Origin of the sequence: Micromonospora sagamiensis (assembly GCF_014680085.1) — a bacterium.
Classification (GTDB): Bacteria; Actinomycetota; Actinomycetes; order Mycobacteriales; family Micromonosporaceae; genus Micromonospora; species Micromonospora inyonensis.
The window spans coordinates 215236-230422 of record NZ_AP023438.1 but is presented as its reverse complement, the minus strand read 5'-3'; the positions used below and the strand labels follow the sequence as shown (position 1 = coordinate 230422).

13 protein-coding genes are annotated in these 15187 nt (G+C 70.3%); 10 read left to right on the top strand and 3 right to left on the bottom strand.

The window, feature by feature from the left end:
- Positions 1–55: 55 nt before the first annotated feature.
- Complete coding sequence (locus tag IGA62_RS00815; protein ID WP_186499790.1) at positions 56–1129, bottom strand: ABC transporter substrate-binding protein; 1074 nt, start codon at positions 1127–1129, stop codon at positions 56–58.
- Positions 1130–1247: 118 nt separating this feature from the next.
- Positions 1248–2366 carry a PLP-dependent cysteine synthase family protein gene (locus IGA62_RS00810; protein WP_377465667.1) on the bottom strand — a complete coding sequence of 373 codons (1119 nt, stop codon included), beginning with the start codon at positions 2364–2366 and terminating at the stop codon, positions 1248–1250.
- Positions 2367–2515: 149 nt separating this feature from the next.
- Between IGA62_RS00810 and IGA62_RS00805 the strand changes: the two genes are divergently transcribed.
- From IGA62_RS00805 to katG, 8 genes are all read left to right on the top strand, one after another.
- Positions 2516–2887, top strand: coding sequence for a nuclear transport factor 2 family protein (locus tag IGA62_RS00805; protein WP_186499791.1), 372 nt, complete (start codon positions 2516–2518; stop codon positions 2885–2887).
- Between the two features lie 32 nt (positions 2888–2919).
- Positions 2920–4521, top strand: coding sequence for a phytoene desaturase family protein (locus tag IGA62_RS00800; protein ID WP_145817119.1), 1602 nt, complete (start codon positions 2920–2922; stop codon positions 4519–4521).
- Positions 4522–4546: 25 nt separating this feature from the next.
- Positions 4547–4945: a cupin domain-containing protein gene (locus IGA62_RS00795; protein ID WP_145817121.1), complete on the top strand. Its 399-nt coding sequence runs from the start codon at positions 4547–4549 to the stop codon at positions 4943–4945.
- The gene (locus IGA62_RS00790) at positions 4942–6420 is read left to right on the top strand and encodes an aldehyde dehydrogenase family protein (RefSeq protein ID WP_186499792.1); all 1479 of its coding nucleotides are present in this window, start codon (positions 4942–4944) and stop codon (positions 6418–6420) included. The genes IGA62_RS00795 and IGA62_RS00790 overlap by 4 nt, the downstream gene beginning before the upstream one ends.
- Before the next feature lie 121 nt (positions 6421–6541).
- A complete protein-coding gene (locus IGA62_RS00785) occupies positions 6542–8119 on the top strand; it encodes an amidohydrolase (RefSeq protein ID WP_145817125.1) in 1578 nt (525 codons plus the stop codon).
- Positions 8120–8198: 79 nt separating this feature from the next.
- On the top strand, positions 8199–8618 hold the full coding sequence (locus IGA62_RS00780) for a type II toxin-antitoxin system PemK/MazF family toxin (protein WP_145817127.1): 420 nt from the start codon (positions 8199–8201) through the stop codon (positions 8616–8618).
- Between the two features lie 72 nt (positions 8619–8690).
- Positions 8691–9119, top strand: coding sequence for a Fur family transcriptional regulator (locus IGA62_RS00775; protein ID WP_145817130.1), 429 nt, complete (start codon positions 8691–8693; stop codon positions 9117–9119).
- A 22-nt stretch (positions 9120–9141) separates the two neighbouring features.
- Complete coding sequence (gene katG, locus IGA62_RS00770) at positions 9142–11418, top strand: catalase/peroxidase HPI (RefSeq protein WP_145817132.1); 2277 nt, start codon at positions 9142–9144, stop codon at positions 11416–11418.
- A gap of 73 nt (positions 11419–11491) precedes the next feature.
- On the opposite strand, the gene IGA62_RS00765 is transcribed toward katG, so the two are convergent.
- On the bottom strand, positions 11492–12427 hold the full coding sequence (locus IGA62_RS00765) for a LysR family transcriptional regulator (RefSeq protein ID WP_145817135.1): 936 nt from the start codon (positions 12425–12427) through the stop codon (positions 11492–11494).
- 155 nt (positions 12428–12582) lie between these two features.
- On the opposite strand from IGA62_RS00765, the gene IGA62_RS00760 reads away from it, so the two are divergent.
- Positions 12583–13713: a mandelate racemase/muconate lactonizing enzyme family protein gene (locus tag IGA62_RS00760; protein WP_145817137.1), complete on the top strand. Its 1131-nt coding sequence runs from the start codon at positions 12583–12585 to the stop codon at positions 13711–13713.
- A complete protein-coding gene (locus IGA62_RS00755; protein ID WP_145817139.1) occupies positions 13710–15176 on the top strand; it encodes an aldehyde dehydrogenase family protein in 1467 nt (488 codons plus the stop codon). Before IGA62_RS00760 ends, IGA62_RS00755 begins: the two co-directional genes overlap by 4 nt.
- The last annotated feature ends 11 nt before the right edge of the window (positions 15177–15187 follow it).

Sequence of the window (15187 nt, the reverse complement as noted above, 5' to 3'; positions counted from 1 at the left end):
GTGGTGCGGGAGGCCGGCCCAGCAAGATCCGCGTCTGGCCGTGTCGGAGTGGTGGTCACCTGTTCTGCCAGTCCTGCCAGCGCTTGAGCACGTCCGCGCCGTTCTTCGCCCACCAGTCCACGTCGATGCGGAAGGTCTCGTCGCTGGCGGTCTCCTCGGTGCCGGGAAGGTCGGCCCGTGCCTTGGCGTCGAGGCCGTCGAGCACCGACTTCAGCGACGGCGTGTAACCGAGCTTGTCCATGATCGCCTTCTGGACCTCGGGCTTCAACGAGTACTTGATCGCCTCGAAGGCGTCCGGCTGGTCCGGCGCTCCCTTGGGAATGACGAGCTGCTGAACGGAGAGGACAGCGCCGTCCCAGGTGTAGTCCAGCGGCACCGCGCCGCTGGCGGCGATGCTCTTGATCCGCGCGAGGTTCCCGTAGCCCAGCGCGATCTCGCCCTGTGAGATGGCGTTCTGCAGGTCACCGTTGGACGGGAAGAAGACGGTGTTGCCGCGGATGGTGTCGAGCTTGCGGAAGGCGCGGTCCAGGTCGAGCGGGTAGAGCTGGCCGACCGGGACGCCGTCGGCGATCAGGGCGCCCTCGAGGATCCCCCAGGGCAGCCCTACCATGCCGCGCTTGCCCGGGATGCCCTTGGTGTCGAACAGGTCGGCCCAGGAGTCGATGCCACCGGGCACCTCGTCCTTGTTCCAGAACAGGTTGCGCGAGAACGTGTACCACGGCACCGAGTACTCGGTGACCGCGCTCGGGTCGGCGAAGCCCTGGAGGCTCTTGGTGTCGATCGGCTGGAGGATGTCGGCGGCCATGAACTGGGCGAGCGAGGAGTCCTCGGCGTCGATCAGGTCGAGGGTCATCGAGCCGGACTTGGACATCTGCACCAGCTTGGCGACGTCGGAGCCGCTGCTGTCGTAGAGGACCTTGACGTCGGTGTCCTTCGAGTACGGGTCGAAGAGCGCGGCCTTGACGGCCTCCTCGTAGGTACCGCCGAAGCCGGCGTACGTGATCGACCCCTTCTCGCCGGCGTCGTCGCCACCGGAGCAGGCCGTGAGGCTGCCGAGGGCCACGACGACCGTCGCCAGCGCGGCACCGACGAGACGTCGGCCCCTGGTCACGTCGAGATATGTTCGCATAACGGTTCCTTCTTGGTCATCGCGGCCGGATTGAGTGACTGGACCACCTCGGAGTAAGCTTCCACACCATGGAAGTGTGACTTCCATTGCAGATGCTGGTGGCCTGGGCGGTGGGCTGTCAAGAGCTGTAGCTGGGCTTTTCTGCGATGACGCTGGCGAGGGACCCCGAACGCTCGTACTCGTCCAGGGCGGCGGCGTACGGCGTCACGTCGAAACCGTGCTCCGCCCGCCAGGACGGGTCGTAGTACGTCGAGGCGTACCGCTCGCCGCCGTCGCAGATCAGGCTCACCACGCTGCCCCGCTCGCCGTTACGTTGCAGTTCGGCGACGAGCTGGAGGGTCGCCCACATGCTGGTACCGGTCGAGGGTCCGACCCGGCGGCCCAGGCGGCGCGAGGTCCAGAGCATCGCCGCGACCGACGCCGCGTCCGGCACCCGGACCATCTCGTCGATCACCTCGGGCACGAAGGACGGCTCGACCCGGGGGCGACCGATCCCCTCGATCCGGGAGCCGCTGGTCGACCGCAGTCCGCGGTCGCCGAGGCGCCAGGCGTCGAGGAAGACCGAATTCTCGGGATCCGGCACCAGCAGTCGGGTGGGGTGCCGCCGGTAGCGGAGGTAGCGCCCGATGGTCGCCGCCGTTCCGCCGGTCCCGGCGCTGGCGACGATCCAGGTCGGCACCGGTCGCGCCTCGCCGGACATCTGCTCGAAGATAGACTCGGCGATGTTGTTGTTGCCGCGCCAGTCGGTGGCCCGCTCGGCGTAGGTGAACTGGTCGAGATAGTGGCCGTCGAGCTCGGCGGCGAGCCGCCGCGCCTCGTCGTACACCTGCCCCGGATGATCCACCATCTGGCAGCGCCCGCCGTGCCACTCGATGAGTTCGAGCTTGGTGGGACTGGTCGTGGCCGGGACGACGGCGATGAACGGCAGGTTCAGCAGGCGGGCGAAGTAGGCCTCGGAGACCGCGGTCGAGCCGCTGGAGGCCTCGACCACCGTCGTGGTCGGGCCGATCCAGCCGTTGCACAGCGCGTACAGGAAGAGTGAGCGGGCGAGCCGGTGCTTGAGGCTGCCGGTCGGGTGTGAGGACTCGTCCTTCAGGTAGACGTCGACGCCGTGCCGACCGGGCAGGTCGAACGTCAGCAGGTGGGTGTCGGAGCTGCGGTTGGCGTCGGCCTCGACGCGGCGGATCGCCTCGTCGACCCAGGTCCGGTCGACACGGGTCTGCTCACGCATCGTCATTCGAGATCTCCTTCGGGGTCTTCTTCCGACCGTCCGCGCGGATGCCGCAGTGGCGCTTGACCGGGTTCCGATTCGAGGGCATCCTATGGTACGGAAGTCGGACTTCCACTGTACGGAACATCCGAAGGAGTCCAGTGAGCAACCAACCCGTGAACCCGGCCGATGCCCGAGCGATCGAGGAAGTCCTCAACCGGGTCGCCTACCTCCTCGACACCCGGGAGTACGACCGGCTCGGGGAGGTGTTCGCGCCCGAGATCTCCTTCGACAACCCGGGCCGTCTCACCGCCAGCGGGCTCGATGCCGTGATCGCGGCGTTCCAGGCGATCGCGACGCCCGCGGTCAGTCACCACATCACGAACGTGGTGGTGAACGGCGTCGACGACGACACCGCCGAATGCGACAGCAAGGCGCTCGCCCTGCGGGCGGGAGGGGAGGTCACCGCCGCGATCTACCGCGACACGGTGACCCGCACCGACGCGGGCTGGCGCATCTCGGCTCGACGTATCAGCCCGCTCGGCTGACCTGCCAACGGCGACGGAACGGGAGGAAGCGGATGGAGCAGGCGTACGACGTGATCGTCGTCGGGACCGGGCACAGCGGCCTGGTGGCCACCGGATACCTGGCGCGGGCCGGGCTGCGGGTGCTCGCCCTGGAGCGCCGCGACGTCGTGGGGGGCACCTGCGTCACCGAGGAGATCTTCCCGGGGTACCGGGGGAGCAGCGTGGCCAACGCGAGCCACAGCCTCGACCCGCGCATCGCCCGGGAACTCGAACTGGAGAAGCACGGGCTCCGTTTCGCCCACCCGTCGCTCGGATCCCTGACCCTCTTCGAGGACGGCCGGGCCCTGCCGGCGTGGCCGGACCGGGCCAAGCGCCGGGCGGCCATGGCGCAGTTCGCGCACGGGGACGCGGACCTCGCCGGTTACGCCTCGGTCATCGAGCTGTACGCCTCGGTGGCCCGGCAGATGAAGGTCTCCTTCTACGACCCGCCGCCGTCGTTCGCCGAGGTGGCCGCGCGCTTCACCACCCCGCGCCAGCGCCGCGACTTCGAGTCGATCATGTTCGGTCCGGTCGCGGACATCCTCGAGGAGCGGCTCTCGTCGCCGCAGCTACAGGCGTTCTTCGCCGGCACCGCGGTCGCCACCAACTTCGTCGGCCCGAGGACACCGGGCAGCGGCTACCTGCTGCTCCAGCGGCCGCTGTGGGAGGAGTCGCTCCGCAGTGTCGGCAGCCACGACGACAACGAGCTGATGATGCGCAACGCCGCGCCGCTGGGCGGCATCGGCGCCGTGACCGGCGCGATGGCGGATTCCGCCCGCGCCCACGGCGCGACGATCCTCACCGGCGTACAGGTCGAGCGCATCCTCTGCCAGGACCAGCGGGTCGTCGGTGTCGCCCTGCGCGACGGGCGCGAGTTCCGCGCCCCCCGGGTCGTCTCCAACGCGAACCCGAAGCTGACCCTGACCCAGCTGGTCGGACCCGAGGACATCGGAGCGGACCTGTACGACCTGGCCAGGTCGGTCAGCATGAAGGGCACCTCCGCCAAGGTCCACCTCGCGCTCGACGGGACCCCACGGTTCGCCGCCGCGCGGGACGAGGAGGAGAACCGTCTCTTCCTCGGCACCAACTTCCGGATCGCGGCCAGCATCGACGTGCTCCAGAACGCCTACAACGAGGCGGTGCTCGGGCGCTGGAGCAAGCGACCCACCGTCACCGCGATGATGGACTCGGCGCACGACCCCTCGCTGACCCCGCCGGGATGTCACTTCGTGAGCATCAGCGTCCGCGGCGTGCCGTACCACCTGGCCGAGGGCACCTGGGACGAGCAGCGCGACGACCTGGGCAAGGCGGTGGTCAGCACGTTGGAGCAGCACATCCCGAACCTGTCCGGGATCCTCGCCGACGTGCACGTCTACTCGCCGCTGGACCTCGAACGCGAGTTCGCCCTCGTCGAAGGCAACGGCGCCCACGGCGACATCGTGCCCGGGCACATCTTCGACTCCCGCCCGATCCCGGGCTGCGCCGACTACCGGACCCCGGTCGAGGGGCTCTACCTGACCGGCGTCGGCAACTGGCCGGGCAACTTCATGAGCGGTGTCACCGGCTACAACGCGAGCAACCGCCTGCTGGCCGACCTCCGCCGTACCACCGACTGACCCGACCCACGAACCAAGGAGCACGATGATCATCGGACGAGGCATTCCTGCGGACCGGGTGTCGGCCATGCGGTCGGCGACCACGACGGGACAGGTCTGGTCGGACATCGTCCTGGCCGACGGGGGGACCCGCGCCCTCAACATGTTCTTCGCGCCCGGGTCGCGTACGCACTGGCACCGGCACCCCGGCGGCCAGATGCTCTACACCGTCTCCGGGGAGGGCTGGATCCAGGAACGCGGCGGCGAGGTGGTGGTGATGCGTCCGGGTGACGTCGTCTGGACCGAGCCCGGGGTCGAGCACTGGCACGGTGCCACCGCGTCCGCCCAGCTGGTCCAGATGGTGTTCCACTTCGGCGACGTCGAGTGGACCGGCGAGGTCGGCGAGGCCGAGTACGCCGCCTGCGGTGCCGAGGGCACCCGGTGAGCAGCCGGTCGGCCGACCTGGTCGCACAACTCGTCGGCGACAGCCCGGGTTCGTGGATCGGCGGCACCTGGGTGACCTCCCCGGACACGTTCGAGGTCCACGACCCGGCCACCGGTGCCACCATCTGCGCGGTCGGTGACGCCGACGCCGGCCAGGCCGCCACGGCGGTCGCCTCGGCCGCGGCTGCCCTCGACGGGTGGTCGTCGGCGACCGGCTGGCAGCGTTTCGAGGTCCTCAGCCGGGCGACCGACCTGCTGGGGGAGCGGGTCGAGGCCATCGGTGAGCTCATCAGCGCGGAGACCGGCAAGCCGTTGCAGGAGGGGATCGGCGAGGCCCGCAACACGGTCCGCTTCTTCGAGTGGTTCAGCCACGAGACGCTGCGTCTGCCCGGCGAAGCCTGGTCCGACGTCGCGCCCGGACGCGACGCCCTCGTGCTGCACGAGCCGATCGGGGTGGTCCTGGCGATCACGCCGTGGAACTTCCCGGCGTTCATGGTGGCCTGCAAGGTCGGTGCCGCGCTGGCGGCCGGTTGCACGGTCGTGCTCAAACCGGCCCCGCAGACGCCGCTCACCGCGCTGGCCATCGCCCGCTGCTTCGAGGAGGCGGGCCTCCCCTCCGGTGTGCTGAACGTCGTCGTGGCCGGCGATCCGCAGCGGGTCAGCGACACCCTGCTGGACGCCCCCGAGGTCGCGTGCGTCAGCCTCACCGGGTCGCGCCGGGTGGGCGAACTCGTCATGCGCAAGGCCGCGTCGTCGATCAAGCGGGTCCTGCTCGAGTTGGGCGGCAACGCCGCCGCAGTGGTGCTGCCCGACGCGGACGTCGTGCGGACCGCGCGTGACCTGGTCCGGGCCCGGTTCCTCAACTCCGGGCAGGCGTGCATGGCGGCCAACCGGGTGTACGTCGTCGAGTCGACGGCCGGCGACCTGGTCGCCGAACTCACCGCGGCGGTCGACCAGATCGTCCTCGGCGACCCGCGCGACCCGGCGACCACGATGGGCCCGCTCATCGACCACGCGGCGGTGGGACGGATCGAGGCGCAGGTGGCCGAGGCCGTGGCGGGCGGCGCGACGCTCGTCACGGGCGGTGCCAGGACCGCCGAGAACGAGGCGAGCGCGTTCCTGGCGCCGACGCTGCTGACCGCCGAGGGGAGGAGCCAGCCCGCCGTGCTCGGCGAGGAGTTCTTCGGCCCGGTGCTCAGCGTCATCCGCTGCGCCGACGTCGACGAAGCCGTCCGGTTGGCCAACGCCACCGAGTACGGCCTCGCGGCGTACGTGTTCGGCGGTGACCAGGCCGCCGCGACGGCGGTGGCCCGCAAGCTCAAGGCGGGCTCGGTCGGCGTCAACGCTCCGTTGGTCAGCGAGCCGGCCCTGCCGTTCGGTGGTATGCGCAGCAGTGGCCTCGGACGGGAGCGCGGGCGGCTCGGCGTCGAGGAGTACCTGGAGACCAAGACCGTGCAGATGCCCGCCGTCCGCTGAAGCAGCCCCTGATCCGCCACCGTCGGCCCCATCCACGACGGCGGCTCGACAACCATGCCCGGAAAGAGGTAGAGCAGTGCCAACAGAGACAGTGTGCTTCGTCGGCGGTCGGGTCCGCACGATGGACCAGGCGGGAACCGTCGCCGAGGCGTTTCGCGCCGAGGACGGCCGGATCGTGGCGGTCGGGACGACGGAGGAGATTCTCGCGGGGGCCGCAGGGGCGCGGGTCGTCGACCTGGCCGGTGCGGTGGTGATCCCCGGACTGGTGGACTGCCACTCCCACCTGGAACTGCTCGCCTATGCCTGGGAGTTGGCCGCCGACTGCCGCTCGTCCCGGGTGTCGAGCGTCGAGGAGATCGTCTCCGTCCTCGCGGAGCGCGCCGGCGCCACGCCCGCCGGCGAGTGGATCCTCGGTCAGGGGCAGCACTACCAGAATCTCAAGCTCGCCGAGGGGCGCTATCCCGACCGCCACGACCTGGACCGGGTCAGCACCACCCACCCGGTGATGTACCGGGCGAGCTACCACATCAACGTCTTCAACTCCCTGGCCCTGGAGTTGCTGGGTGTCGACGACGACACCCCGAACGCGCCCGGCGGCCGGATCGAGCGTGACCCGGCCACCGGCGTCGCCACCGGCCGCACCTACGACATGTTCGAGCCGCTCGGCGGCCCGCAACCGACGGTCGAGGAACTCGCGGCGGCCATCAGACGGGTGCAGGAACGGTATCTCGCCGTCGGCGTCACCACCGTCGGCGACATCCCCCTGCACCGCGAGGGGCTGGAAGCGATCGCCGCGCTCGCTGCCGACGGTGAGCTGGTGCTGCGCGCCGCGCTGTACCCGAAGCTGGAGGCGGTGCTGTCGGCCGAGGACGTACGCACCGGCCGTACCAGGGACCGCATCGACGCCCTCGACCCGGACCACCTCGCGATGGTCGGTTTCAAGGTCTTCCTCGACGGCGGGCTCACCGCAGGGGCGGCCGCCCTGCACGGGGACTACCCCGGCCAGCCCGGCTACCGTGGCGAGCTGGCGTTCCCCGACAAGGAGGTCGCCGCTCTGATCGCCACCGCCGACGAGGCGGGCCTCCAGATCGCCATGCACGCGATCGGCGACCGTGCCCTGGACCAGGCTCTCGACGGCGCGTTGGCGCTGCCGCCCGAGCGGCACGGCGTCGCCCGGCACCGCATCGAGCACGCGGGCAACATGTTCATGACCGACGAACGGATCAAGCGGCTGGCCGCCTCCGGAGTCGTCCCCGTTCCGCAGCCGGCCTTCATCATGACCACCGCGGCCGGATACGTCGCGCACCTGGGCACCGACCGGATCGGGACGGTGATGCCGTTCCGGACGCTGATCGACCACGGCCTGCCGATCCCGGGCAACTCCGATGCGATCGGTATCACCGCCGACCAGCACGACCCCTTCCCGGCGATGCAGGCCGCCGTCACCCGGCGGACCAACGACGGTGACGTGCTGGCCGCCCAGGAGGCGGTCACGATCGAGGAGGCGCTGCGGATGTACACCGAGTGGTCGGCGTTCTCGATCGGCTGGGAGGACCGGATCGGCTCGATCGAGGTGGGTAAGTTCGCCGATTTCGTCCTCCTGTCCGCGGACCCGTTGGAGACCGAGCCGACGGATCTTGCCGCCCTGACCGTCACGCAGACCTGGATCGGCGCGACGCTGGTCTACGAGCGGATCTGAACGCGGCGGCCAACTGCTCCACCAGGGCGAGCGCGGCCGGGACGTGACGCCGGGGGAGGACCGGGAGTAGGTTCGGCGTGTGGAACGCGGCGAGCTCTGGTGGGCCCGGTTCGACGGCACACGACCGGTCGTGCTGCTGTCGGGTGGTGCGGGGCCGGAGTTCCGGGCCGTGCAGATCGTCGCCCCGGCCACGCCGGCCGAGCGGCAGGGGTTCGTGCTGATGTCCGGTGAGCAGGCGGCGGACCCTGCTGAGCGGCGCCGCATCGTCGAGGCGGCCGGGGCGGACGCGCGGGCGATCGGCGTCGAGGTCTTCTTCGGGACGCAGGAAGGCCTCGCCGAGGAGGGTGTCGTGCGGGTGGCGCTGCCCATGGACGGAAAGGTCTTCTGCACCTGGACGCTGTCCCTCGGCCGGGAGTACCTCGTCGAGCGGATCGGCGCCCTGTCCCCGGCGAAGCAGCGCGAGCTCGACGTCGCGATGGAGCTGTCCGGCGCCGGGTGACCGCTCTGGTCCGCGTGCGGGCCGAGTCGAAACAAAACTTGATTCATTCCAAAACTGGGCTATGTTCAACACATGACGTCCGACTTCGAGACCCAGCTTCGGGCGGTCTCGTTGCGCGTGACCCGGCCCCGGTTGGCGGTGCTCGCCGCGCTGCGCGACCATCCGCACGTCGACACCGACACCGTGATCGCGCTGGTCCGGGCGGACCAGCCCACCGTCTCCCACCAGGCGGTGTACGACGTGTTGCGGGCGCTCACCGACGCCGGCCTGGTGCGGCGCATCCAGCCGGCCGGTGCGACCGCCCGGTACGAGTCCCGGGTGGGGGACAACCACCACCATGTCGTGTGCCGCTCCTGCGGCGCGATCGCCGACGTCGACTGCGCCGTCGGCCATGCCCCCTGTCTCACCGCCTCCGACGACCACGGCTTCACGGTCGACGAGGCGGAGGTCGTCTACTGGGGCACCTGCCCCGACTGTGCGACCGAACGCACCTCCCAGTGATCCGCCAGTCGGAAGGAAGCAGATGAGCGACACCCAGGACAACGTCCCCGCCAGCGCGCAGGGCGTGGACGAGAAGGCAGCGGCCGGCTGCCCGGTCGCGCACGACTCGGTGACCGCGCACGGCAGCGAGAGCGAGAACCCGGCGATCGACTCGCCGGCCCCGAAGACCGGCGGTCGTCCGCGTACCAACCGGGACTGGTGGCCCAACCAGCTCGACCTCTCGGTGTTGCATGCCCACTCGTCCAAGGGCAACCCGCTGGGGGAGAACTTCAGCTACGCCAAGGAGTTCGCCAAGCTCGACGTCGAGGCCCTCAAGCAGGACATCGTCCAGGTCCTCACCACCTCGCAGGACTGGTGGCCGGCCGACTTCGGCCACTACGGCGGCCTGATGATCCGGATGAGCTGGCACGCCGCGGGCACCTACCGCATCGAGGACGGTCGCGGCGGCGCCGGCGACGGTGGCCAGCGGTTCGCCCCGCTCAACAGCTGGCCGGACAACGCGAACCTGGACAAGGCCCGCCGGCTGCTCTGGCCGGTCAAGCAGAAGTACGGCCAGAAGATCTCCTGGGCCGACCTGCTCGTGCTCGCCGGCAACGTCGCCCTGGAGTCGATGGGCTTCAGGACCTTCGGTTTCGGCTTCGGCCGGGAGGACGTCTGGGAGCCCGAGGAGATCTTCTGGGGCCCGGAGGACACCTGGCTCGGCGACGAGCGCTACGCCTCCGAGAAGGAGATGGCGCCCGGCGTCGGGGCCACCGAGATGGGTCTCATCTACGTCAACCCGGAGGGCCCCCGTGGCAACGCGGACCCGCTCGCGGCGGCGCACTTCATCCGTGAGACCTTCGCCCGGATGGCGATGAACGACGAGGAGACCGTCGCCCTCATCGCCGGCGGTCACACCTTCGGCAAGACCCACGGCGCCGGCGTGGCCGACGACCACGTGGGCCCCGAGCCCGAGGCCGCCCCGCTGGAGGCGCAGGGCCTGGGCTGGCTGAGCACCCACGGCAGCGGCAAGGGCGGGGACACGATCACCAGCGGTCTCGAGGTGACCTGGACCGACCGGCCGACGCAGTGGAGCAACCGGTTCTTCGAGATCCTCTTCGGCTACGAGTGGGAGCTCACCACGAGCCCCGGCGGCGCGAAGCAGTGGGTCGCCAAGGACGCCGAGGCGATCATCCCGGACGCCCACGACCCGTCGAAGAAGCACAAGCCGACGATGCTCACGACCGACCTCTCACTGCGCGTCGACCCGGCGTACGAGAAGATCTCGCGCCGCTTCCTGGAGAACCCCGACGAGTTCGCGCTGGCGTTCGCGAAGGCCTGGTACAAGCTGCTGCACCGCGACATGGGTCCGGTCGACCGGTTCCTCGGTCCGTGGGTCCCGGAGCCCCAGCTGTGGCAGGACCCGGTGCCGGCCGTCGACCACGAGTTGGTGGGTGACGCCGACGTCGCCGCCCTCAAGGCGAAGGTCCTGGAGTCCGGCCTGACGACCGCCCAGCTGGTCTCCACCGCCTGGGCCTCGGCCGCCAGCTTCCGGTCCACCGACAAGCGCGGCGGTGCCAACGGCGCGCGGATCCGGCTCGAGCCGCAGCGCGGCTGGGAGGTCAACCAGCCCGAGCAGCTCGCGACGGTTCTGGAGACCCTCGAGGGCATCCAGCGGGAGTTCAATTCCGCAGGCGGCGCGAAGATCTCGCTCGCGGACCTGATCGTGCTGGCCGGCTCGGCCGCCGTCGAGAAGGCGGCGCGTGACGCCGGCGTCGAGGTGACCGTGCCGTTCCGTCCGGGTCGTACCGACGCCACCCAGGAGCAGACCGACGTCGAGTCCTTCCGGGTCCTCGAGCCGCGCGCCGACGGGTTCCGCAACTACCTGCGCCCCGGCGAGAAGACGCAGCCGGAGGTACTGCTCATCGACCGGGCCTACATGCTCGACCTGACCGCGCCTGAGATGACCGTCCTCGTCGGCGGCCTGCGTTCCCTCGGGGCCAACGTCGGCGGCACCCGGCACGGCGTCCTCACCGACCGGCCCGGCGTGCTCACCAACGAGTTCTTCGTCAACCTGCTCTCCCCGGGCACCCGGTGGAAGGCGTCGAAGTCCGACGAGCACGTGTACGAGATCCGGGACCTGGCCACCGACGAGGTGAAGTGGACCGCCACCGCGGTCGACCTCATCTTCGGCTCCAACTCCCAGCTGCGGGCCCTCGCGGAGGTCTACGCCAGCCAGGACGCGCGCGACAAGTTCGTGACGGACTTCGTCGCGGCCTGGACCAAGGTCATGGAACTCGACCGGTTCGACCTCGTCTGATCTGATCCAAACCGGCGAGCCCGGTCGATCCCTGGTGGGTCGACCGGGCTCGCCGGTTGCGCCGACGGCCGAATCACGCGGGCCGGGGTTCCTTGCGCGTGTCGAGGGTGTTGTAGGGGACGCCGGCGGTGTCGGTCATGAACTGCAGCAGGGTCTGGGCGGGGAGCGGCAGGCGGCGTTGCCGTGGCCACCACACCCGGACGTCACGGACGGCGTCGGGATGGTCGATGTCGCGGACATGCAGGTTGTCGGTGCGGGACACGTCCATGGCCAGCTGGGTGGTGACCCCGACACCAAGGCCGGCGCCGACCAGCGCGACGAGTGACTGGGGGTTGCTCACCTGGTACACCAACGGGGGCGGCTGTCGGAGTGAGAACCAGAGGGGGTGGGTCTGGAGGCCGTCCGTGTCGTACCGGCCGGTCATGATGAGCGGATGCTTGAGGAGCTGGGCGGGCGCTAGCGGTTCGTCGGACCTGGCCAGTGGGTGATACGCCGGCGTGACCACCTTGAACTTCTCCCGCCACATCGGGTGGCTGCGGAAGACCGTCTCCGACAGAGGCGGCGTCGTCTGGCGGAGGAACAGCTGGACGTCGCCATGGATCGCCGCGTCGTGCAGGTGGGCGCCGCCCAGCTCGACGAGCCGGACCCGGATCAGCGGATACACCGCCCGGAATGCCGTCAACAGCTCGGGGACGTAGCCGGCCGTCGCACTCGGGTAGGTGCCCAGGCGTACCTCCCCCCGTCTGCGTCCGCCCGACTCGCTGACGTTGCCTCGTGCCGACTCGATCTCTCCGAGGATCGCGTGGGCGTGGACCAGCAGCGCGCGACCACGGTCGGTGAGGACGATGGGGCGACGGTCACGGTCGAAGAGCGCCACGCCGAACTCTTTCTCCAGCGCGGCGATCTGGGCGCTCACGGTGGGCTGGGACACGCCCAACTCGACGGCCGCCGCGGCGAAACCGCGCCGGTCCGCCACGGCCACGAAGGTCTCCAGCCAGCGAGTCTCCACCTGTGAGCCCCCTGCGATCTTGTTTCATCAGGATTTCCTATAGAGGAAATCAATGTTACTAGCGATTGCTATTCGGCCTGGCCAGGCCCCACTTACGTTGGCCCCGATCGACGAGCGCGCCAAGGCGCTCACGGAGCCGACGAGGACCAATCTGCATGCCTGTCATCACCCGGATCGAGGTCGCTACCGCCGTCGTGCCCCTACCACGGGTCACGGGCATCGCGCGACGGACGATCAGCAATCGTGAGTACACGCTCGTCCGGATCACCGCCGACGACGGTGTGACCGGAATCGGCTTCTGCTACCCCGGACACAGCGGAGCCAACATCGCCACGCTGGCGGTGCGCGACCTGCTGGCTCCCGTCCTGCTGGGCCGGGACGCCGACCTCATCGAGGGCGCCTGGCAGGCGATGTACCAGGAGTCGCTGCTCCACGGTCGGGTGGGCTCGGTCGTCCGTGGCCTGTCCGCCCTCGACATCGCGCTCTGGGACCGCAGCGCCCGCGCTGCCGCCATGCCGCTGCACAAGTACCTGGGTGGCCACTCCGACGAGGTCCCGGCGTACGCCTCCGGCGGCTACTACCTCGACGGAAAGGGCGTCGACGGGCTCGCGGCGGAGCTTCAGGGCTACCAGGACCTCGGCTTCTCGGCATTCAAGATCAAGGTCGGGCGGGTCGGTGTCGAGGAGGACCGGGACCGTATCGCCGCGGCCCGAGAGGTCATCGGCCCCGAGGGGGTGCTGATGCTCGACGCCAACAACGCGTGGAGCGACCTGCCGAGTGCCGTCCGCGCGCTGCGTCGCTGGGAGGAGTTCGACCCGTACTTCATCGAGGAGCCGTTCGGGCCCGACGACATCGAGAACCACGCGCGGCTGGCGAAGGCGACGCCGATCACCGTCGCCACGGGCGAGATCGAGGCCGGACGCTGGCGGGCGAAGAGCCTGCTGGACGCCGAGGCCGCGGTGATCCTCCAGTGCGACGCGGCCGTCTGCGGCGGTCTGAGCGAGCTTCGGAGAATCGCCGACCTGGCCAGCGCCTACGGTGCGTCGCTCGCCCCGCACTGGTTCCACGATCTGCACGCGCCGATGGTGGGCGCGTTCCCGGCCGCGATCTTCGTCGAGTACTTCGTCGGCAACGACATCCACAACATCAACGCGCTCCTCGACCGTCAGCTCGAGGTGTCCGGCGGCGTCATCCGGCTGCACCAGACACCGGGGCTGGGGTTCGGCTTCGCCGAGGAGGCCCTCGACCGCTACCTGACCGGCCCGTGGGAGGTCGTGGAGAAATGAGCGAGACCGACACCCTGACCCTGCGCAACCTCGTGAACGGGGCGTACGTCGACGGCGCGGCCGGCACGGACGTGTCGACGAACCCGGCGGACTCCTCCGACGTCGTCGCGGTGGTGCCCCGGATGTCCGCGGACGAGGCCCGGTCGGCCGTCGACGCCGCCGCCGCCGCGTTGCCGGCCTGGCGGAATACGCCGAGTGTGCTGCGGGGCAAGCACCTGTTCGCCGTCGCCGCGCTCATCCGGGAACGGGCCGACCAGTTCCGGGACACGATCTGCCGCGAGATGGGCAAGACCAGCGCCGAAGCGACGATCGAGGTCGAGCGCAGCGCCGAGCTGGTGGAGTTCTTCGCCGGTGTCGGTCGTCTCCCGCACGGCGACGTCGTGCCGGACCGCCGCCCCGGGGTGGTGACCACGACCCGACACGAGCCCATCGGTGTCGTCCTCGCCATCACACCGTGGAACGACCCGCTGATGGTGCCGGTCCGCAAGGCCGCACCCGCGTTGATCCAGGGCAACACCGTGGTCCTGAAGCCCAGCCCGGACACGCCCGCCGTGGCGTTGCTCCTTGCCCAGGTGATGCAGGACGCCGGGCTGCCCGCAGGGACCTTCAACACGGTCACCGGCGACGTCGCGGAGATCGGCGACACCCTGGTCCGCGATCCCCGCATCGCGGGGATCACGTTCACCGGCTCCACCGCGACCGGCCGCCACCTCGGCCGGGCGATCGCTGGCACCGGCATCCGGCTGCAGACGGAGATGGGCGGCAAGAACGCGGCGGTGATCATGGCCGACGCCGATGTGACCCGGGCGCTCGAGGTGCTGCTGCCGTCGATCTTCGGCCAGACCGGTCAGCGGTGCACCGCGGTGAGCCGTCTCCTCGTCCACCGGGACCGCTACGACGAGGTCGTGGAGCAGATCGTCGCGCGCGCCGGCGCGGTCGCCGTCGGACCGGCCGCCGACGCGGCGACGACCATGGGCCCGGTGGTGAACCAGCGCCAGCTCGACAAGGTGCTCACCATGATCGGCACCGCCCGCGAGCAGGGCGCGGTCATCGCTGCCGGCGGCGAGCGACTCGCCGACGGGACGGCGGCCCGTGGCTGCTTCGTCACACCGACCGTCGTCACGGGGGTCACCACCGACATGCGGATCTGGACCGACGAGGTGTTCGGCCCGGTCGTCGCGGTCATGCCGTTCGACGACCTGGACGAGGCGATCGGCATCGCCAACGACACGACGTACGGACTGGCGTCGGGCATCTTCACCAACAACCTGGCTGCGGCGGAGGCGTTCGTCCACGGCATGGAGACCGGCCAGGTCGTCGTCAACCTCGCCCCCAGCGGCTGGGACGTGCACCAGGCGTTCGGCGGGTTCAAGGAGTCCGGTTCCGCGTTCAAGGAGCACGGCCTGGACGGACTCGCCTTCTACACCCGCGTCAAGACCGTGGCCGTGGCGGCCACCCCTTGAGAATCGGAGCT